This is a genomic window from Curtobacterium sp. GD1 (assembly GCF_020882855.1).
Taxonomy (GTDB): Bacteria; Actinomycetota; Actinomycetes; order Actinomycetales; family Microbacteriaceae; genus Curtobacterium.
Genome location: NZ_JAFEVQ010000016.1, coordinates 39,166 through 58,375, shown reverse-complemented (window position 1 = coordinate 58,375; position 19,210 = coordinate 39,166). Strand labels below are relative to the sequence as shown.

Here is a 19,210-nt window from a genome sequence, read left to right as displayed (position 1 = left end):
TCGGTCGAGTCAGGTGCGGGGCTTCGGCAGCAGTCGGCCCAGCGTGCCCTGCAGGACCAGGAGGAGCACCCAGTACAGGCCGATCGACGGGAAGATCATCGAGAGGACGAGCGCGAGGGCGAGCAGCACGGCGGCGATCGGACCCTTCCGCCAGTCGCCGAGCGGCGAGGACAGCAGCTCCGGGGAGCGGCGGAGCTCCCACTCGATCGCGGTCAGCGTGAGGCTCGTCACGACCATGCTGCCCAGGTAGAGGGCGTGTGCGACCCGGTCGCCCTCGACCTCGGTGTTGAGCAGGTTCGCGGCGAAGGGCAGGAACGCGATGCTCACGAGCCACACGAAGTTGAGCTGCATCACGCGGATGTTGTACGAGCGGACGTGCTCGAACACCTGGTGGTGCAGCGTCCAGAAGCGGGCGATGACCCAGAAGGTGATGAAGAACTCGAGGAGCGCCGGCCAGTGCTCCTGCAGTAGGTCTCCGGCACCCCGACCCCCGCTGAGTTCGCCGGCCAGGTCGACGAGCGGGAGGATCAGGATCGTGATCGCGATGGCGACGGTCGCGTCGGAGAAGTTCACGAGGCGGTCGAGACCACGTTCGGTGCGTGCCGGCTCGGTCATGGAGCCGAGTCTAGGGACCGCGACGGCCCTAGCATCGGGAGGATGGTCGACGATGTGACTCCTGGACGGTACCGGCACTTCAAGGGCGGCGAGTACGAGGTGGTCCTCGTGGCGCGGGACGTCGAGATCGAGGAGCCGGTGGTCGTCTACCAGGCGCTGTACGGGGCGCGCGGGCACTGGGTGCGGTCGCTCGCGGACTTCACGGCGTGGGTGTCCCGGGACGGCTACGAGGGGCCGCGCTTCGTCCGCGTGGCCGCTGTCTGACGATCTGATCGTCAGCCGTCGCCCGCGCCGGCGTCGGTGCGGGCGACGGGCTGTGCGTGCCGTCGCTCAGGGCCGACGGTTCCTCCGGCGGCGGATCGCGCTGCCGGTCGAGACCATCGCGAGGAACAACGCGATCGCAGCCAGTGCTGGTCCGTACCAATGGTCGGCGGTCGCGGGCCACGTCGCCGACACCGAACCGAGGACGACCAGGCCCACGCTGGTACTCAGCGCGAACGGCAGGCCGGTGACGAACCGGCGCACAGCGCTCGCACGCCTCAGGCGCATCGCGGCTTGACCTTGCCGCCCGCGAACGGGTAGACCCGCAGCTGCTTCGTCCCGCAGCGAATCGCGCCGCTGCCCGTGATCGCGACCGTGGCAGCCGTCAGGATCGCCCCGACGACGACGCAGAACGTCCCGCCGCTCACGGCGCAGACCGCCGCGCCGAGGGCGAACGCGGAGCCGCTGATGATCATGTTCTGGTCGGTGGCGTTGAAGCTCACGAAGGTTCCCTTGGAGTCCCTGCCGGCACCGATCCGCTGCGTCGTCGGCGCCGTCACGAGGTCGAAGACGAACCCGTCCCCGAGGTCGATCGTCGTCACCGTGCCGTCCGGTGTCGCCACGGTGCTCGTGACTGCGCCCACCGCGCGCGCTTCGACGATGGCCTGCTCGATCTGCGTGGGAGTGAGGCTCGTCGCTTCGCGCATCACGTCCGTCTCGGTGCGTGATGCTTCCGCTGCGTTGGCTGCTGGGGTGACGAACACCCCTCCGGCGATCAGCGCGCCGGTCGCAGCGAGCCCGATCATCGTGTTCCGCAGACGTGTCATGTGGTTCCCCTTCTTCGACGGAGCCGCGACGGTCGCGGATCCAACAGCACTATGGACTGCAGTACCAGAATGTCGCAATGCATATTTCACTCCTGCATGGTGGTGTCGGCGGGCGGGCCTAGGCTCGCAAGGCACCGAGGAGACGGGGGAGACGCATGCAGATCGGCGGCGACGGGCAGGTCCTGCTCAGCCCGAGCGACCTCTCGACGTGGGCGGCCTGCGAGTGGGCGTTCCTCCGGCGCATGGACGTCAAGCTCGGCCGGGGCGAACCGCTGCCCGAGTCGCACGACGACATGCTCGAGCGCACCGCACGCCTGGGGGACCAGCACGAGCTCGACTACCTCGCCATCCTGAAGGACACGCGGGACGTCGTCGAGTTCGACCGACCGGCGCCGGCCGAGTACCCGTCGGCAGCGGCGGCCGCGCTGGACGCGATGCGTACCGGCGCAGACGTCCTCTACCAACCGACCTTCTTCGCGCCGCCGACGGCAGGGGCGCCGGGCTTCATCGGCTTCGCGGACTTCATCATGCGGAACGACCGCGGCCAGTACGAGGTGTACGACACCAAGCTCGCCCGCCACGCCAAGATCAGCGCCCTGCTGCAGCTGGCCGCGTACGCCGAGCAGATGCAGGCGCACGGCATCCCCACCGGCGAGCAGGTCCACCTCGTGCTCGGCGACCGGACGACCACCACGCACGACCTCGCCGACATCGCGCCGGTGTACCGGACGCAGCGCGCCGAGCTCCAGCGGGTGATCGCCGAGCGGATGGCCGAGACCGAGTCGCTGCAGTGGGCCGACCCGCGGTACTCGTCGTGCGGCCGGTGCGACGTGTGCACGACACAGGTCGCCGAGCACCGTGACCTGGTCCTCGTCGCGGGCATGCGACTCGACCAGCGGACGAAGCTCATCCGGCAAGGGGTGCGGACGATCGACGAGCTGGCGGACCGGACCACGGCCGTGCCCGGTCTCCCGCGCGGGACGCAAGCGCGGCTGGTGCGTCAGGCGCGCCTCCAGGTCGACACCGAGCACGCGCGGACCGCAGCCGACGGTGCCCAGGCGACCGGGACGACCAAGCCGCTCTTCGAGGTGCTCGACGCCCGAGCGCTCGACGCGATCCCGACGCCGGACCCGGGCGACGTGTTCTTCGACTTCGAGGGGGACCCGCTCCACACCGAGGACGGCGTGCACTGGGGACTCGACTACCTGTTCGGGCTCGTCGACCCCGAGGCGCGCTTCACGGCGTTCTGGGCGCACACGATCCGCGACGAGCGCCAGGCGCTGCTGGACTTCCTCGCCTTCGTCGAGGCTCGGCGGCAGGAGTACCCGGGGATGCACATCTACCACTACGCGGCGTACGAGCGGACGCACCTGCTGTCCCTCGCTGCCCGGCACGGCGTCGGCGAGGAAGCCGTCGACGACCTGCTCCGCGCGGGGGTCCTCGTCGACCTGTACCCGATCGTGCGCAAGGCGCTCGTGGTCGGCAGCCGCAGCTACTCCATCAAGAAGCTCGAGCCGCTGTACATGGGTTCGGACCTGCGGCTCAGCGATGTGACGAACGCGGCGGACAGCATCACGGCGTACGTCGACGCGATCGAGGAGCTCCGGAACGGTGACGCCACCGCCGGGCAGCACATGCTCGACGAGGTCGCCGACTACAACGCCTACGACTGCCGGTCGACCCTCCGTCTGCGCGACTGGCTCCTGTCGCTCCGAGCGACAGCGCGCGCGTCCTCGTCCGCGCCCGTCGCTGCCGAGCCGGACGAACTGCTCCCGCCGATCCCGGTCGACCGCGAACCGAACCCCGTGTACACGGCGCTCGCCGCACAGCTCGACGGGGTCGACGCCCTCGACCGCACGCCCGACCAGACCGCGTTGGCGCTCGCCGCAGCCGCGATCGACTACCACCGGCGCGAGGCGAAGACGTTCTGGCAGGACCACTTCGACCGCCTGCGGAACCCGGTGGACGAGTGGGCGGACACCCGCGACGTGCTGGTCGTCGAGCGGGCGTCGGTCGAGCGCGACTGGGGCACGCTGCCGCGTGCCCGGTCGCAGTCCCGAGAGATCCGGTTGTCGGGGACGCTCGCGCCCGGTTCGCGGCTCCGTCCAGGAGGCACGCCCCACCTCGTCTACGACGACCCGCTCCCGCCGTCGATCGCCGCTCCGGCGCCGGGTTCGAAGGGCGCGTCGGCCCGCGCGGTCGTGCTGGACGCGTTCGAGGACGGTGACGGCTTCGAGGTGCTCGTGAAGGAGAGCCTGCCGGTCGGCGGCTCGCCGCACGAGGACTTCCCGGTCGCCCTCGCACCGGCGGCACCACCGCGGGCGAAGCCCCAGCCCGAGGCGATCGCGGAGTGGGGACAAGCGGTCCTCGACGCCCTGCCCGCCATGCTGCCCGATCCGGCGCTCGACCTCCTCCGGCGGGTCCCGCCGCGGGGGCCGATCGTCCCCGTGCAGGGGGACGACACGGTGTCGGCCGTGGTCGCGACGCTGCTCGGCCTCGACCGGTCGTACCTGGCGATCCAGGGCCCTCCGGGGACGGGCAAGACGTACGTCGGATCGAACATCGTCGCGCGGCTCGTGCGCGAGTACGGCTGGCGCGTCGGGGTCGTCGGGCAGTCGCACGCGACCTCGGAGAACTTCCTGGCGTCGGTCGTGCAGGCCGGGGCGCCCGCCGACCGCGTGGTGAAGGTGCCCCGGGCGGGAGCGGACCCGGACGACGTCGAGTCGGCACCGTGGACGCCCGTGAAGAACAACGCCGCAGTGGCCGCGTTCCTGTCGTCCTGCGCCGAGACCGGCAGGGGCGGGGTCGTCGGCGGTACCGCGTGGACCTTCGCGAACGAGGGCACGATCCCGCGCCGCTCCCTCGACCTGCTCGTGGTGGACGAGGCCGGGCAGTTCTCCCTCGCGCCGACGATCGCGTCCTCGATCGCGGCGACGCGTCTGCTCCTCCTCGGGGATCCGCAGCAGCTGCCGCAGGTGTCGCAGGGGTCCCACCCGGAGCCCGTCGACGAATCGGCGCTCGGCTGGCTCGCCGACGGCCAGCACGTGCTGCCGGACGCGTTCGGGTACTTCCTGGCGCGGACCCGGCGGATGGAGCCGGCACTCACGGCGTCGGTGTCGGCGCTGTCGTACGACGGGCAGCTCGCGTCGATGGTGTCCGGGCGACACCTCGACGGCATCGACGCGGGCGTCCACCCGGAGCCGATCGTGCACGCGGGGAACACCACGTCCTCGGTGGAGGAAGCGGCTCGGGTCGTCGCGCTCGCGCAGGACGTCGTCGGTCGGCGGTGGGTGGACGGTGACACCGAACGCGTGCTGACTGACGAGGACGTGATCGTCGTCGCGCCGTACAACGCCCAGGGTGCGGTGATCCGCGACGCCCTCGACCGTGCAGGACTGCGGGGGACGCAGGTCGGCACCGTGGATCTGTTCCAGGGGCGCGAGGCCGTCGTGTCGATCGTGTCGCTCGCGGCGTCGAGCGCTGCCGACATCCCGCGCGGGCTCGACTTCCTGCTCATGCCGAACCGGTTGAACGTGGCGCTGTCGCGGGCGAAGTGGGCGGCGTACCTCGTGTACTCGCCGGCGCTGGCGACGGGCCTGCCGCCCTCGATCGCCGGGCTGTCGCTGCTGTCTCGGTTCATCGAGCTCGTCGAGCCCGGTCCGAGCAGCCGCTCGGGCCACGTGCCGAGGGTGTCGACTTCGTGGTGATGACGACGGTTGCGAGCCTGGTCGAAGGGATCGTCCTGGTGGGCGTCCTCATCGTTCTCGTCATCGTGACCGAAGCCGTGGTCACGGCGGTCGGGACGTGACGCGTCCTGTTCGAGGTCCGGACGGCGGTGGCTCATCCGGTCTGCACGGTGCCGATCGTCGAACTGTAGGTGGCGACCGAGCCGTGGGTCGGGCCGACGAGCGTCACGGACCAGGCTGAACCGTCGGACGCGACCGAGTACAGCACTCGCGTGCCCTCGAGGAGTGGTGCGAGGGTCGTTCCGTCGCTCGACATGAGTCGTCCCGGTGCCTCCGCCCGCACCAGCTCGGCGGGGAAGGGGCCGGCTCCGAAGTGCTGGCGCATCGTGAACGCGAGGGTGCCCGCTGTACGAGGATCGACTGTTCCTGCGCAGCCGTCCCCGACGTGACCCCGACGTCGGTCGGCACGGCAAGGGCAGATGGGTCGGGGGCCGCGGAGGGTGCGGTGCCCGTGCCGGCCGAGGACGCCGGTGCCGCAGCGCCCACCGGAGCCGGTGCTTCCGGCCCGGTCGGCATGAGTGACAACGCCGGGAGCGTCACACCGACCCCGGCCAGACCGAACGCCGCGAGGCCGTAGAGCATCAGCGCGGAGCCGGCGACGCCGAGCATCGCGCCGCCCCGCCCGAACGCGCGGGTACTCGCTGAACCCCAGCGGGCCCGCCGGACCGCGTGCACTCCCGAGACGATCGCGGTGACGCCGATGGTCGAGACGACGAAGCCCGACGCGACACCGTCGTGCTGCGGTGCCGCCACTGCGAGGACCACGCTCCCGGCCCCGAGCACCACCGAGAGGGTCGCGAACGCCCACGGACGGGTCCTCCGAGCAGGACGGACGGCGAGCAACGGGGACGGCGCGTACAGCGGACGCTGGTTCACCGGGCCGGTGGCCCGTTGATCGTTCGACCCCGACGGTGACCAATCTCTCGGTCCCGGTCCACCCAACGCCATCTGCGCCCCTCTCGCTGCCGAACCATCGTCGCGTGATCGGCGGCTGTGAGGGATCCCCAGAACTGGGACGGGCGCCCCTGCGACGGGGTCAGCCCTGGTCGGGGTCCCCGTCGAGGTGGACACCGCTCTGCATCTGCGCGCGCATGCCCGCGAGGACGTCAGCGTGCAGGAAGTTCGCCTCGGCGGCACTCGTGGGGTCGACCACGATGCCGAACTCCTCCGGCAGCGCCGTCACGAGCTCGGACATCGACACCGGGCGGCCCTCGGTGTCGGGCAGGCCAGCGGCGAGTTCGGCGGGGTCGGTGAACACCGGGACGAACGGCTTCTCGCGGATGACCACGTGCGCGACGCTTCCGCCGTCGGGAGCGTCCGCGGGTCGCCACGGCACCCACGCGGCGCTGCGGAGGAAGCCGGCCGGCGAGGTCGCCATGCGCCGCCGGAGTTCGGCGGCGGCGGTCGGCGGGGTCTTGTCGACGCCACGGCCGAAGGCGGATCCGGTCTGGTCGTTGGTGCTCATGCGGGTTCCCTCCCGGGGGTCGTCGACCATGCTGTCACGGCCGACGGGGTCGTCACGACGTCGCAGCACGGCGACCGGGGACCGCGCCCGCTGGTTGACCGTTCTGGTTCGGAGAAGCCGGGGATCGCGAACCGGAACGGTCACGGACCCGGAACAAAACCTGCTCCCGCGGCGCCGACGTCGGCGGTCGGGCTCAGCTCGAGGAGATCGTCGCCGTCGTCGCCGCGGTGCTCGCCGCCACCGTCGCCATGATCGCCGCCGTCTGGATGTCCTCGAGCACGGCCTTGACCGCGGGGCTGGCCCAGCTGCCCGAGGTGACCTCCTTCACGAGCGCCCGGTCGACCTTGCCGAACTGCTTGCGGAGCGTGCTGGTCGCGTCGAGCAGGCCGATGACGGCGGCGGCGAACGGCGTGGGCTCGGCGCGCCCGGCGAGGACGTCGCCGATGCCGGCGCGGAGGAGCGCCTCGGGGCCACCGTCGCGCTCCGGGTACTTCGTGGTGGGGAAGATGCCGAGCGTCTTGCCCTGTTCGAGCGTGATGAGGCCGCGTGCGATGAGTCCGGCGAACACGTCGTCCCGCAGCGGTCGCTTGCCGATGCGGGTGATCCACCACTTCGCCTTGCGGGGCTTGTCAGCGGCGGCGATGGTGCCGACGACGCCGTCGAGGACCGGGTCGCCGGTGGCCGCACCGTTCACGACGGCGACGAAGCCGTCCTGCAGCGAGACGACGCCGCGCAGGGCGAGGTCCGCGAGGACGGCACCGGCGAGCCCGGCGTCGAGGGTCTGCACGTCCGTGGACTTCCGCCCGTCGGACTCGATCTGGAGGAGCGCGAACGCCTGGGGGACCGTGAGTTGCTCAGCCATGTCCGCAGCCTGCCACGCGGGGCGGGGGTGCGCCGCGCCTCCAGGCCGATGCCCAGCGCACGTCGAGGTGGCCGCGCGCCGGGCTGCGTGACTCAGTACGCGGCGGACTGCCCGCCGTCGATCGGGACGACCGTGGCGTTGACGTACGAGGCGTCGTCGGACAGCAGGAAGGCCACCACGGCGGCGATCTCGGGCGCCTCGCCGTAGCGCTTGGAGGGGTTCACCTGGATGAACTCCTCGGCGGCCTTGCGGGGGTTCTCCGGGTCGAGCTGCTTCATCGAGTTCTCGACCATCGGCGTCCAGATGGCGCCGGGGGCGATGGCGTTGATGCGGATGCCGTAGCGGCCGTACTCGACGGCGGAGTTGCGGGTGAGACCGACGACCCCGTGCTTGGCGGCGGCGTAGCCGGACTGGTTGCCGATGCCGCGGATGCCGCCGACGCTCGCCGTGTTGACGACCATGCCGGAACCCTGCTCGCGCATGGTCTTCAGGACCTTCTCGAGGCCGAGGAACACGCCGCGCAGGTTGATCGAGACGACCTTGTCGAACTCGGCGGCGGTGAACGACTCGGTCGGGTTCTGCTTGCCCTCGATGCCGGCGTTGTTGAAGAAGCCGTCGATGCGGCCGAAGCGCTCGGTGGTGGCGGTGACGTACGCCTCGACCTGGGCCTCGTCCGAGACGTCGGCGACGGCGGTGAGGACCTCGGCGTCGGGGGCGGTCTCGAGCACGGCGGCCTTCGAGGCCTCGAGTCCCTCGGAGGAGACGTCGACGAGGGAGAGCTTCGCGCCCTCGGCGGCGAGACGGACGGCGGTCGCACGGCCGAGGCCGGAGCCGCCGCCGGTGATGAGGACGACGCGGTCGGTGAAGCGGTTCGCGGGGGAGCTGGTTGCGGGGGAGCTGGTTGCGGTCATGGGGAGGCCTCCTGAGGTCTTCGACGGTGAAGGGCTCGGGGTCCGCGGTGGAGCAGCGAGTCCGAACGATGCATTCGCATCGACGGGAGTTAGGCTACACCTGTTGTCTTGCGGCCGTGCTCAGCAGGTCCGCAGGATCCGCTCCATCGCGTCGTGCTCGGTGGGGGCCACCCACAGGCGGTACTTCGTCTTCACCGCCACCTGGTGCTCGATGTACGTGCACCGGAACGACTTGTCCGCCGGCAGCCAGGTCGCGGCGTCGCCGGAACGCTTCTGCGCGTTCGAGTGCTGGTCCACTGCGAACAGGTTCGCCGGATCGTTGGCGAGCGACTCCCGCTCACGCTGCGAGAGCTGCTGGGCCCCGGTCCGCCAGGCGTTCTCGAGCGCGACGACATGGTCGATCTGCACGAGCGTGGAGGTCGTCTCGCCGCGCACGAAGCCGATCGTCGCCCCGGTGTACGGCGACACGAGCGTCCCGGTGAGCACCCGGCAGGGGCCCTGGCGGGTGATCGCCGAGAGGTCCCGCGCCAGCACGTCGTTCCGCGTGTCGCAGCCGTTCCGGTCGACGTCGAGCCACGCGGTGCCGAAGTCGCCGACCCGGTCGTACCCGGTGGCGGGGGCCTTGCCCTTGACCGGCAGGGCGGCGAGTTCCGCCCGTGCGGTGGCTGCTGTTGCGGCGTCGGTCGCGCTCGTCGCGGTCGTCGCGCTCGGCGCGCTCGTCGCGTCGGTTCGGGAGGCGCGGGTCGTCCCCGGCGCGCCCGGTTCCGTCTCGATGGTGGGGGCGTCGGTCCCCGTGGGCGCGCTGGTCGTCGCCGGTGCGGCTTCGGCGTCGGGCGCGATGATGCCCGCGGTGTGCAGGGCGTACCCGCCGACGGCGAGTGCGAGGACGACGAGGACGGACGTGAGGCTGGTGCGGGTGCGGCGTCGGCGGGACGTCATGCGTGGGTGGAACTCCTGGTGGTGCGGGGTGCGGTGGTGCGGTGGTGCGGGGCACCGACGATGATGCCGGACACGTCGGACATCGCCCCGGACCCCGGCGGAGGGTCGGCCGCCCGGGCCGCCGGAGTAGCGTCCACGAGGTGGGCACCGCACTCCTCGTCATGGACTACCAGAACAGCATCGTCGAACGACTCGGCACGGACGAGGCCCTGGCTGCGGCGACGGCAGCGGTCTCGGCCGCCCGGGAGCGCGGCATCCCCGTGGTCTTCGTCCGCGTGGCGTTCCGGCCGGGCGCACCCGAGGCCGCGCGTACGAACAAGATGTTCGGCGGGATGCGGGAGCGCATCGGGTCCCAGACTCCGGGATCGACCGATGTGCACAGCGCGTTCGGGGTCGGGGACGACGACCTCGTCGTGACGAAGCTCCGCGTCAGTGCCTTCGCCGGGTCGGACCTCGAGGTGCTGCTCCGCGGCCTCGAGGTCCGCGACCTGGTGCTCGCCGGGATCGCCACGAGCGGCGTCGTCCTCTCGACGCTGCGCCAGGCGGCGGACCTCGACTTCGGGCTGACGGTCCTCTCGGACGCGTGTGCCGACGGCGACGCGGAGGTCCACCGCGTCCTCACCGAGAAGGTCTTCCCGCGGCAGGCCGAGGTCGTCACCGTCGCCGAGTGGACCGCCTCGCTCTGAACCGTTCCGCGGGCACGGCGTAGACACGGGTGCATGACCGATTACGCGAACCCGTCCGTGTCCGTCACCGGTGGGTCGATGCCGCTCCTCGGCTTCGGCACCTGGCAGATCCCCGACGCCGAGGCGCCCGCCGCCGTCGGCGAAGCACTGGCGGCCGGGTACCGCCACATCGACACCGCCACCGGGTACCGCAACCAGCGCGGCGTCGGGAAGGCCGTCGCCGAGTCCGGTCTCGCCCGCGACGACGTCTTCGTGACGACCAAGCTGCCGCCGGACAACGCCGACCGCGTGCGGGAGACCATCGAGGAGAGCCTCGACCAGCTCGGCCTCGACCACCTCGACCTCTGGCTCGTGCACTGGCCGCCGAACGGCGAGGCACGCCCGGACGTGTGGGAGCAGGTCGTCCAGGCGCAGTCGGACGGCCTCACGAAGGCGGTCGGGGTGAGCAACTACTCCCTCGCGCAGATCGACGAGCTCATCAGCGCCACCGGGGTCACCCCGGCCGTGAACCAGATCAAGTGGAGCCCCGTCGAGTTCGACCGTGCCGTGGCGGACGGGCTCGCGTCCCGCGGGGTCGTCCTCGAGGGCTACAGCCCCTTCAAGGCGAGCAACCTGCAGGACCCGACGCTCGTCGACATCGCGACCGCACACGACGCGGACAGCGCACAGGTCATCGTCGCGTGGCACGTCGCGCACGGGTTCGTCGTCATCCCGAAGTCGTCGAACCCCGAGCGCATCCGGTCGAACGCCGCCGGTGCCCGGATCGAGCTGTCGTCCGACGAGGTCGCCGCGATCGACGCCCTCGCGCGCTGACCCTCGGCACGGCCCACGTCCCGCCGGACCACGCACCGCCGTGGTCCCGCGGGACGTCACTCGTCCTGCTGCCGCGCCGCCGGCGGACTGGAGGCGCGGTGCGGGCCCGACCCGCGCCTCCCGTCCCGCACGGCGCGCGTTCCGTCGGCCGGTCACGGTGGGCGCGACGCCGGAGCGCGCACCGTGCGCGTTCCGTCAGTCGGTGTGGGGGTGCCTCCTCCGTGAGCGCCGACGACCGCGTACGGAGTGGGCGAGAGCACTCGGACTGACGGGCTCCGCACCGTGCGCCCAGCGGCGCGCCCGCGCGTCAGGCCAGCAGGGAGCGGATGTCGTCGGCCGTGAGGTCCTCGGCGAAGAGGGCGTCGTCGTCGATCATCGTCGCGAACAGCTCGGCTTTCTTCGCCGCGAGCGCGAGGACCTTCTCCTCGATGGTGTCCTCGGCGATGAACCGCTGCACGTTCACCGACCGGGTCTGGCCGATGCGGTGCGTCCGGTCGACCGCCTGGTTCTCGGCGGCGGGGTTCCACCACGGGTCGAGCACGAACACGGTGTCCGCCTCGGTCAGGGTCAGCCCGAAGCCACCGGCCTTGAGCGAGATGAGGAACGCCGGGGCGGTGCCGTTCCGGAAGCGGTCGATGACCTCGGGGCGGCGCCTCGTCGAGCCGTCGAGGTACTCGTAGCCGACGCCCCGGTCGTCGAGGGCGGTGGCCACCATGCGGAGGAACGACGTGAACTGGCTGAACACCAGGGCGCGGCGACCCTCGGCGGCGAGCTGTTCGAGTTCGTCGAGCAGCAGGTCGAGCTTCGCGGAGGACAGGTCCTCTCGCGAACCGTCGACCAGCGCCGGCGACAGCGCGAGCATCCGCAGCAGGGTCAGCGATCGGAACACGATCATCCGGTTCTTCGCGAGGTCGTCGATGAGGTCGAGGACCTTCAGACGCTCCCGGTTCAACGTCGTCTCGTACAGGGTCCGGTGCGCGGGATCGAGCGTCACCCGGACGACCTGCTCCTGCTTCGGCGGGAGGTCCGCGGCGACGCTCTCCTTCGTCCGCCGGAGCATGAGCGGCCGGATCCGCCGTCGGAGCCGCGCGGTGAGCTCCAGACGCGCGGCCCCGCGGAGGTCCGGCGAACCGAGCGGCTTCACGTAGTCGTCCCCGAACCGCGACCACGACGACAGCAGCCCGGGCGCGACGATGTGGAACAGCGCCCAGAGGTCCGTCAGCCCGTTCTCGAGCGGCGTGCCCGTGATCGCGAACTTCACCGGCGCGCGGAGGTCCACCGCCACCCGGTGCGTCTGCGACTGCGGGTTCTTCACGAACTGCGCCTCGTCGAGGACGAGGGCCGCCCACGGCAGGTCCGTGTACGCCTGCGCGTCGAGCCGGAGCAGCGCGTACGACGTCACGACGATGTCCGACGCGGCAGCCGCGCGTGCGACGAGCCCGGGGTCCTTCAGCGTCGTCGCGCCGATCGTGGTGACGCGCAGCGACGGCGTGAACCGGGTTGCCTCCGCCGCCCAGTTGCCGACGACCGAGGTCGGCGCGACGACGAGGAACGGCGGCGCGTCCGGCGAGGACGCGCGCGCGGCGGCGATCGTCGTGAGGACCTGCAGCGTCTTGCCGAGACCCATGTCGTCCGCGAGCACCCCGCCGACCCCGTGCGACAGCAGGAACGACAGCCAGGCGTACCCGGTGTGCTGGTACGGCCGGAGTTCGGCGTGCACCGAGTCCGGCACGGACACCGTCTCCGGCGGCGTCGCCCCGAGCAGCCCCGCCGCGATCGCCTCCCACCGCTCGTCGTGCGTGGTCTCGTCGGCCAACTGGTCGAACTCGGACCACAGCCCGGCCTGCAGCGGCGTCACGGTCATCGGCTGGTCGGGCTCCCACTCGTCGAGGTCGCGCGCCTCGTCGATGAGCTCCTTCAGCCGGTCGAACGCAGGGTCGGACAACGAGAGGTACGAGTTGTCGATGAGCTTCATCCGCCGGTCCCGCTTCGCGAGCGCCCGGAGCAGCGGCGTGAACGGCACCTGCTTACCGTTCACGGACACGAAGATGCCGAGGTCGAACCAGTCGTGCTTGTCCGACGGCATGGTCGTCACGCGGATGTGCGGCCGACCGGTCAGCCGTTCGTAGTCGACGCGTTCGCCCTGCACGACGGTGCGGACGCCGAGCGCCGGCAGCTCCGGCAGCAGCTCGTTCGCGAACACCGCGACGTCGGCGCCGTCGATCGTGCCGTCCTCGAACCACGCGAGTCCGCCGCCGGGGCCGGTCGGGCCGGCCGTGTCGTCGGCCGCGCGCAGCCCGGCGAGGTCCGGGAGGGGGCCGTGCAGCGCGACGGGGTCCTTCCGCCCGTCGACGTGCCAGCGCCACTGCAGGTGCACGCGGTCGTCCGTGCGGGGCGCCCGGGCCGGCTCGAAGGTCGTCGTCAGCACGAGCTCGGGCGGGGTGCGCTCGGGCAGCTCGACGGAGCCGTCGGCGCTGACGAGGCCGAGCGCGCCACGGAGTCGCGGGGACCAGTCGGCGAGGAACTCGGCGACCTCGGGCTCCGGAACGGTGATCCGTGCGCCGTCGACGAGCATGCGCCGCTGGTCCTCCGGCACGGGGGTGACCGTCGGGGCGAACGCGACGTGGAACTCGGGGCTCTCGCGGAAGACGTAGACGCCGTGGTCGCCGATCGTCCGGGCCGTGCCTGGCGCCGCCGGTCGGCCGTCGAGGACCGCGCTCGCACCGATCACGAGTCCGCCGTCCTGCCGGGCGACGTCGAGGAGCACACGCGCCTCGGCTCCGAGCACGGCACCGCCCTCGCGCTTGCCGGTGACGAACGCGATGCCGAGGGCCGGTGCCTGCGCGAGGAGCGGCCAGAGCAGCGGGCTGCCGAAGTCGTCGAGGTGGATCCAGTCGGCCTCGCCCGGGAGCCCGGCGAGCTGCCCGGCGCGGTGGAGCGCGGCGAACTGGACGAACCAGGCGTGCTGCTCGGGGGAGAGGCCGAGCCGGTTCATCGAGTAGGGGAGCGTGCCCCACGTCAGCTGCCCCCGAACCCAGTTGCCGGCGTCGCTGCGGGTCACCGGGCGGACGCCGAGTCGCACCGACCGCGAGGCCGTCGGCAGCGCGCGACCGGCGGCTCGCGCACGCGAGGCGAGCCGGGCGGAGACCGCGTCACGCAACTCGAACTGCAGACCCATGGGGGTGCCCTGTGGCTCGGCCACCTGCTCGTCGTCGCCGGCGAGGCGGGCGAGGTCGTGCCTCCAGTCCGAGGGCGGCGGAGCTGGCTGTTCCGGCTTCGGGCCGGCGGCTGCGGCGAGTGCGCGGGCGTTGATGGTGAGCAGGGCTGCCGCGACGTGCTTGCAGTCGCCGCCCAGCGGGCAGGTGCAGGTGCTGCGGACCGGACGGACGAACTCGCCGCGGGCCGGGGTGGTCTCGATGCGGAGTTCGTACGGGTCGTCGGCGGAGCCGGACACCGCGCCGGTGACGGTGCCGTCGTCGTCGTGCCAGACGGCGTCGTCGACGAGGCCGGCCCGGACGAGGTCCCGCGCGCGGCCGAACGCCTGCGGCCCGACGAAACGGATGACGTCGACGGCGTCGATCATCGGGGCGGCTGGCACGGGTCAATCGTGCCAGGTGCCACCGACCTCCGGCGCTCGCCGGGTCAGCGGATCGACCAGGTGCTGCCGGCGTTCAGCTGCAGGACGGACGGGCCCTTCGACAGGGTGATCCGCTTCGAGAGGTCCTTGCCGGAGCCGTTGTCGCTGGCGGGGATGGTCTCGTAGTCGTTGCGGAGCAGGGTTTCGCGGAGCATGCACGTCGCGACACGAGTCGTCGTGCACCGGAACTGGCGGGTGGCCGTCGCGCCCCAGTAGAGCATCACGTTGTCGCCGTGCCCCGACGTCGTCAGGGCGGGGGCGCTCGAGACCTGGCTGAACCGCAGGGTCCACTGCCCCCTGGCCTCGACCTTGAGCGCGGCGGGCTTCCGCCACGAGTCGGTGCCGTAGGCGACGCGGCCCGTGTACTTGCCGCCCTGGCCGATGGGGTTCGAACCGGTCGGGCCGCCCTTGCTGTTCAGCTCGTGCACCTCGAACTCGGTGTGCTCTGCATCCGCCGGGGTGAACGTCGCGACGATGATCCCGCTGCGGGCGTTCTGCGGGAGCACGATCGTGGCGTTCCGGCTGCCCGACTTCGTGAACGGGGTGAACGTGCCGTAATGGTGGTCGTACTGCGCCTTCATCGCTGCGGGCATCCCGGCGGCCTGCGCCGGCGCGACACCGACGAGGGACGACACCACGGCGGCGACGCTGACGACGAGTGCTGCGGTGAGGGTGGTGCGGCGCATGGGACTCCTCCGGATCGGCGTTCCCGATGATGGCGTGCGGCACCCGCGTGCGACAGACCCTGTCCGGGGGCCGCGATACTTGGTGGGTGACGACACTGCGAGGAGAACTGCGCTCGACCGCGACGACGGAGGCCGAGGGCAGCGGCGAGAACATCGAGGCGGCGCGCACGGCGGCGGTCGAGGCCCTGGACCTGCACGGGTTCGAGCTGCAGCAGGTGAACGCGGTCACGAGCAAGGCGACCGGCGAGACCACCGTGCGCGCGATCGCCCGTTCCAAGGAGACCAGGCCGCACGAGGCGACCGGGCAGACCTACGAGGAGGCGCTGCAGGCCTTCCGCGCGTCGGTCCCCGAGGGGTGGCAGGCCCAGAACATGCGCGAGATCCGGTCGTAGGACGTCCGGCGTCCCGTTCTGGGGGAGTCGCGGGCGCGCCGGAGCGGGCAGGATCGACGGCATGCTGCAGTCACTCGTCTACATGAGCGCGGCCACGGAGCCATTCGACGACGACGCCCTCGACGAGGTGCTCGCCCACGCCCGTGCCCGGAACACCGCCGACGGTCTGACCGGGCTGCTCGTGCACCGCAACGGGCGGTTCATGCAGCTGCTCGAGGGACCGTACGAGCAGGTGTTGTCGACGTACCAGCGGATCCTCGCGGACGAGCGCCACGACGAGGTGCGGCTCCTCGCCGAGGAGTCCATCCACACCCGGCGTTTCCCGGAGTGGTCGATGGCGTACGACCGCGACGTCGAGGGCGCTGCGACGCCGGAGGGCTTCAGCGACTTCCTCACCTCGGGGGACCAGAGCGCCGACACCGGCCGGTCGCGGGAGCTGCTGCGGTGGTTCCGCAACCACCCGATGGCCGACCCGACGGCGGCGAAGGGGAAGCACCGCCGGGACGCGTAGCCCGCCGCTTGGTCCCGCTTTCGTGGTACCCGGACGAGGGGTTTCGAGCGTCTCTCACTGCTGGCTAGGCTCACAGGGTTGTTCCCAGCTTGTACCAAGGAGACCCGATGACCCAGGATCAGCCCCCCGCCTACGTACCCCAGCCGCATGCGCCGAAGCGTTCGAACCCACTCGGACTCACCGCGCTGATCGTCGGCATCGTCGCGATCGTCGGATGCGCGATTCCGATCGTGAACTTCGTCTCGATCTTCCTCGGCGCGGTTGCGCTGATCCTCGGGATCATCGGCCTCGTGCAGAAGAACCGGCCACGCGGATTGGCAATTGCCGGCTCGATCCTCGGCGTCATCGCCCTGCTGGTCGGCATCCTCACCGCTTCGTTCTACGCGGCGGCTGCGGGTTCGCGCACGGTCCACTATGAGGTGACGAGTGACGGCAAGACGCTGTCAAGCGTGAGCTACCTGACGGTCAACGACGGCAAGAGCTCGACTCAGCAGGACACGTCGGCAACCGCTCCGTGGTCGAAGGACGTCCCGATCGCGGACGAGGGCCTGTTCACTTCGAGCGTGTTCTCGCTCGTCGCCCAGGCCGGCGCCGACGCGACGACCATCAGCTGCAAGATCACTGCTGACGGAAAGACCATCCAGGAGTCGACTTCCACCGGCCCGTACGCCGTGGCCAGCTGCTCCGGCTCGGCGAGCTGAGCCCTCGAACGCCGAACGGCCCCTGTCCTGAGCGTGCGTCGCTCATGACAGGGGCCGTTCCCGTGGTGCGAGCAAGGCGACGGGGCGCCGGTCAGACGATCGGCTTGCCCGTCGCCTCGCCGGTCGCCAGCTTGCTGTGCCGACGGGAGTAGCCGAAGTACACGCCGAGGCCGATCGCGAACCAGACCGCGAAGCGCACCCACGTCTCCCACTGCAGGAACGTCACGAGCCACAGCGACGCGATGACGCCGATGATCGGGATCACCGGCATGAACGGCAGCCGGAACTGCCGGTCGAGGTCGGGCTGGCGGTAGCGCAGCACGATCACGGCGGAGCAGACCACCACGAAGGCGAGCAGGATGCCGATGTTCGTCAGCTCGGCCACGACCCCGATCGGGAGCACGCCGGCCAGGATCGCCGACGCGATGCCGAGGATCCACGTGACGCGGGTCGGCACGTGGCGCTTCGGGTCGGTCTTCGCGAACCACTTCGGCATGAGGCCGTCGCGGCTCATCGAGAACCAGACGCGGCTCGCACCGAGCATGAAGGTCACGAGCACGGTGATGATGCCGACGATGGCGCCGATCGCGATGATGTTCGCCACGCCGCCGAGGCCGACCGAGGCGAACGCGGACGAGAAGCCCGAGGCGGGGTCGATGTCGGTGTACTTCTGCATCCCGGTGAGCACCAGGGTCGCGAGGACGTAGAGGACCATCGAGATGCCGAGCGACAGCAGGATCGCCTTCGGCATGTGCTTGCGGGCGTCGGTGGACTCCTCGGCGGCGGTGGACATCGCGTCGTAGCCGAACACCGCGAAGAACACCGTCGCGGCACCGGTCATCACGCCGCCGAAGCCGAACGGGAAGTACGGCGAGTAGTTCGCGCTGTTGATGTGGAACACGCCGAGCACGACGATGAGCACGACGAGTGCGACCTTGATGCCGACGGCGACGAACTCGAACCGTGCGGCGCTGCGGATGCCGCGGGTGAGGACGAACGCGGTGAGCAGGCAGAGGATGATCGCGAACACGTCGATCACGTGGCCGTCGCCGGTGCCCGGTGCGCCGAGCATCCAGGCGGGCAGGTCGATGCCGAACTGGCCGACGAGGAACCCGACGTAGCCGGAGATCCCGATCGCGACCACCGCCACGATCGCGGTGTACTCGAGCAGCAGGTCCCAGCCGATGAACCAGCCGACGATCTCGCCGAGGACCGCGTAGCCGTACGTGTACGCGCTGCCGGCCTTCGGGATGAGGCCGGCGAACTCGGCGTACGACAGGGCAGCGGCGGCGCTCGCGACACCGGCGACGAGGAAGCTGATGAGGACCGCGGGGCCGGCGACGCCGTTCGCGACCGTGCCGGCGAGGGTGAAGATGCCCGCGCCGATGATGCCGCCGATGCCGATCGCGGTGAGCTGCCAGAGGCCGAGGTGCCGTTTCAGGCCGCCGTCGCCACCGGTCTCGTCGTCGATCGTCTCGATCGGCTTCCGTCGGAAGAGGGTGCGTGTCGTCGTCGTCACGCGCCCACTCTGCACCCTGCGGGCGCCGCGCGTCCGCCGCGCCCCGCGCCCCGCGCCCCGGGCGACCACGGACGGGCCGGGCCGGCGGGGCGGGGGTGAGCCGCGCCTCCAGGCCCGCGGGCAGGGAGACGGCGTAGACGTGACCCATGCGCCGACCGAACCGTACCGAGCCCGCCCCCGGCCAGGAGTCCGTGTGGGACTACCCGAGGCCTCCCGCCGTGGAGCCGGTGCCCGAACGCGTGGTCGTGCGGCTCGGCGGCGAGGTGGTCGTGGACACGACCGACGCGGTGCGGGTGCTCGAGACCTCGCACCCGCCGGTGTACTACGTGCCGATGGCCGGCCTCGAGCTCCGGCCGGCCGAGGGGTCGAGCATGTGCGAGTTCAAGGGGCGCGCGCGGTACTTCGACGTGGTGGGCGGGGACGTGGTCGCTCCGCGGGCGGCGTGGAACTACCCGACGCCCGAGCCGGGCTACGAGCAGCTGCGCGACCGGGTGGCGATCTACCCCTCGGCGATGGACTCGTGCGAGGTCGGCGGCGAGGTGGTCCAGGCGCAGGAGGGGGACTTCTACGGAGGGTGGATCACCTCGCGGGTGGTCGGACCGTTCAAGGGGGCGCCGGGCACGCTCGGGTGGTGAGGGG

At 71.5% G+C, this 19,210-nt stretch carries 19 protein-coding genes; 8 read left to right on the top strand and 11 right to left on the bottom strand.

Annotated features, from left to right (window positions below; genetic code table 11):
• Positions 1 to 9 precede the first annotated feature (9 nt).
• A complete protein-coding gene (locus JSX79_RS10660; protein ID WP_070418568.1) occupies positions 10 to 615 on the bottom strand; it encodes a TMEM175 family protein in 606 nt (201 codons plus the stop codon).
• Positions 616 to 657: 42 nt separating this feature from the next.
• On the opposite strand from JSX79_RS10660, the gene JSX79_RS10655 reads away from it, so the two are divergent.
• Positions 658 to 879 (top strand): DUF1653 domain-containing protein, encoded by a 222-nt coding sequence (locus tag JSX79_RS10655; protein WP_229086156.1) that lies wholly within the window; start codon positions 658 to 660, stop codon positions 877 to 879.
• Positions 880 to 945: 66 nt separating this feature from the next.
• Here the strand turns inward: JSX79_RS10655 and JSX79_RS10650 are convergent, their stop codons facing one another.
• Positions 946 to 1,140 (bottom strand): hypothetical protein, encoded by a 195-nt coding sequence (locus JSX79_RS10650; protein ID WP_229086155.1) that lies wholly within the window; start codon positions 1,138 to 1,140, stop codon positions 946 to 948.
• Between the two features lie 14 nt (positions 1,141 to 1,154).
• Positions 1,155 to 1,703: a hypothetical protein gene (locus tag JSX79_RS10645; RefSeq protein ID WP_229086153.1), complete on the bottom strand. Its 549-nt coding sequence runs from the start codon at positions 1,701 to 1,703 to the stop codon at positions 1,155 to 1,157.
• A 155-nt stretch (positions 1,704 to 1,858) separates the two neighbouring features.
• On the opposite strand from JSX79_RS10645, the gene JSX79_RS10640 reads away from it, so the two are divergent.
• Positions 1,859 to 5,410, top strand: a complete 3,552-nt coding sequence (locus JSX79_RS10640) for a TM0106 family RecB-like putative nuclease (protein WP_229086151.1) — start codon at positions 1,859 to 1,861, stop codon at positions 5,408 to 5,410.
• A 133-nt stretch (positions 5,411 to 5,543) separates the two neighbouring features.
• On the opposite strand, the gene JSX79_RS10635 is transcribed toward JSX79_RS10640, so the two are convergent.
• The 5 genes from JSX79_RS10635 to JSX79_RS10615 all read right to left on the bottom strand — a co-directional run bounded on the left by JSX79_RS10635 (position 5,544) and on the right by JSX79_RS10615 (position 9,626).
• Positions 5,544 to 5,774 carry a hypothetical protein gene (locus JSX79_RS10635; RefSeq protein ID WP_229086150.1) on the bottom strand — a complete coding sequence of 77 codons (231 nt, stop codon included), beginning with the start codon at positions 5,772 to 5,774 and terminating at the stop codon, positions 5,544 to 5,546.
• Between the two features lie 711 nt (positions 5,775 to 6,485).
• Positions 6,486 to 6,914, bottom strand: a complete 429-nt coding sequence (locus JSX79_RS10630) for an SseB family protein (protein WP_229086148.1) — start codon at positions 6,912 to 6,914, stop codon at positions 6,486 to 6,488.
• Positions 6,915 to 7,107: 193 nt separating this feature from the next.
• Positions 7,108 to 7,776: a GPP34 family phosphoprotein gene (locus JSX79_RS10625; protein ID WP_229086147.1), complete on the bottom strand. Its 669-nt coding sequence runs from the start codon at positions 7,774 to 7,776 to the stop codon at positions 7,108 to 7,110.
• Positions 7,777 to 7,868: 92 nt separating this feature from the next.
• Complete coding sequence (locus JSX79_RS10620; RefSeq protein WP_229086145.1) at positions 7,869 to 8,687, bottom strand: SDR family oxidoreductase; 819 nt, start codon at positions 8,685 to 8,687, stop codon at positions 7,869 to 7,871.
• 120 nt (positions 8,688 to 8,807) lie between these two features.
• Positions 8,808 to 9,626, bottom strand: a complete 819-nt coding sequence (locus JSX79_RS10615; RefSeq protein WP_229086143.1) for an HNH endonuclease family protein — start codon at positions 9,624 to 9,626, stop codon at positions 8,808 to 8,810.
• Between the two features lie 140 nt (positions 9,627 to 9,766).
• On the opposite strand from JSX79_RS10615, the gene JSX79_RS10610 reads away from it, so the two are divergent.
• The gene (locus JSX79_RS10610) at positions 9,767 to 10,312 is read left to right on the top strand and encodes a cysteine hydrolase family protein (protein WP_070418575.1); all 546 of its coding nucleotides are present in this window, start codon (positions 9,767 to 9,769) and stop codon (positions 10,310 to 10,312) included.
• Positions 10,313 to 10,345: 33 nt separating this feature from the next.
• A complete protein-coding gene (locus JSX79_RS10605; RefSeq protein WP_229086141.1) occupies positions 10,346 to 11,125 on the top strand; it encodes an aldo/keto reductase in 780 nt (259 codons plus the stop codon).
• Between the two features lie 307 nt (positions 11,126 to 11,432).
• Here the strand turns inward: JSX79_RS10605 and JSX79_RS10600 are convergent, their stop codons facing one another.
• Positions 11,433 to 14,723, bottom strand: a complete 3,291-nt coding sequence (locus tag JSX79_RS10600) for a DEAD/DEAH box helicase (protein WP_229086140.1) — start codon at positions 14,721 to 14,723, stop codon at positions 11,433 to 11,435.
• 44 nt (positions 14,724 to 14,767) lie between these two features.
• Positions 14,768 to 15,448, bottom strand: coding sequence for a hypothetical protein (locus JSX79_RS10595; RefSeq protein ID WP_229086139.1), 681 nt, complete (start codon positions 15,446 to 15,448; stop codon positions 14,768 to 14,770).
• 86 nt (positions 15,449 to 15,534) lie between these two features.
• Here JSX79_RS10595 and JSX79_RS10590 point away from each other — a divergent pair, with 86 nt between their 5' ends.
• The 3 genes from JSX79_RS10590 (at position 15,535) to JSX79_RS10580 (ending at position 17,052) form a co-directional block, all read left to right on the top strand.
• Positions 15,535 to 15,840, top strand: coding sequence for a hypothetical protein (locus JSX79_RS10590; RefSeq protein ID WP_071301817.1), 306 nt, complete (start codon positions 15,535 to 15,537; stop codon positions 15,838 to 15,840).
• 61 nt (positions 15,841 to 15,901) lie between these two features.
• Positions 15,902 to 16,351 carry a BLUF domain-containing protein gene (locus JSX79_RS10585; protein ID WP_071301818.1) on the top strand — a complete coding sequence of 150 codons (450 nt, stop codon included), beginning with the start codon at positions 15,902 to 15,904 and terminating at the stop codon, positions 16,349 to 16,351.
• Between the two features lie 107 nt (positions 16,352 to 16,458).
• The gene (locus tag JSX79_RS10580; protein ID WP_229086138.1) at positions 16,459 to 17,052 is read left to right on the top strand and encodes an MmpS family transport accessory protein; all 594 of its coding nucleotides are present in this window, start codon (positions 16,459 to 16,461) and stop codon (positions 17,050 to 17,052) included.
• A gap of 91 nt (positions 17,053 to 17,143) precedes the next feature.
• Here the strand turns inward: JSX79_RS10580 and JSX79_RS10575 are convergent, their stop codons facing one another.
• The gene (locus JSX79_RS10575; protein WP_070418581.1) at positions 17,144 to 18,571 is read right to left on the bottom strand and encodes an amino acid permease; all 1,428 of its coding nucleotides are present in this window, start codon (positions 18,569 to 18,571) and stop codon (positions 17,144 to 17,146) included.
• Positions 18,572 to 18,717: 146 nt separating this feature from the next.
• Between JSX79_RS10575 and JSX79_RS10570 the strand changes: the two genes are divergently transcribed.
• Positions 18,718 to 19,206, top strand: a complete 489-nt coding sequence (locus tag JSX79_RS10570) for a DUF427 domain-containing protein (RefSeq protein ID WP_229086136.1) — start codon at positions 18,718 to 18,720, stop codon at positions 19,204 to 19,206.
• Positions 19,207 to 19,210 lie beyond the last annotated feature (4 nt).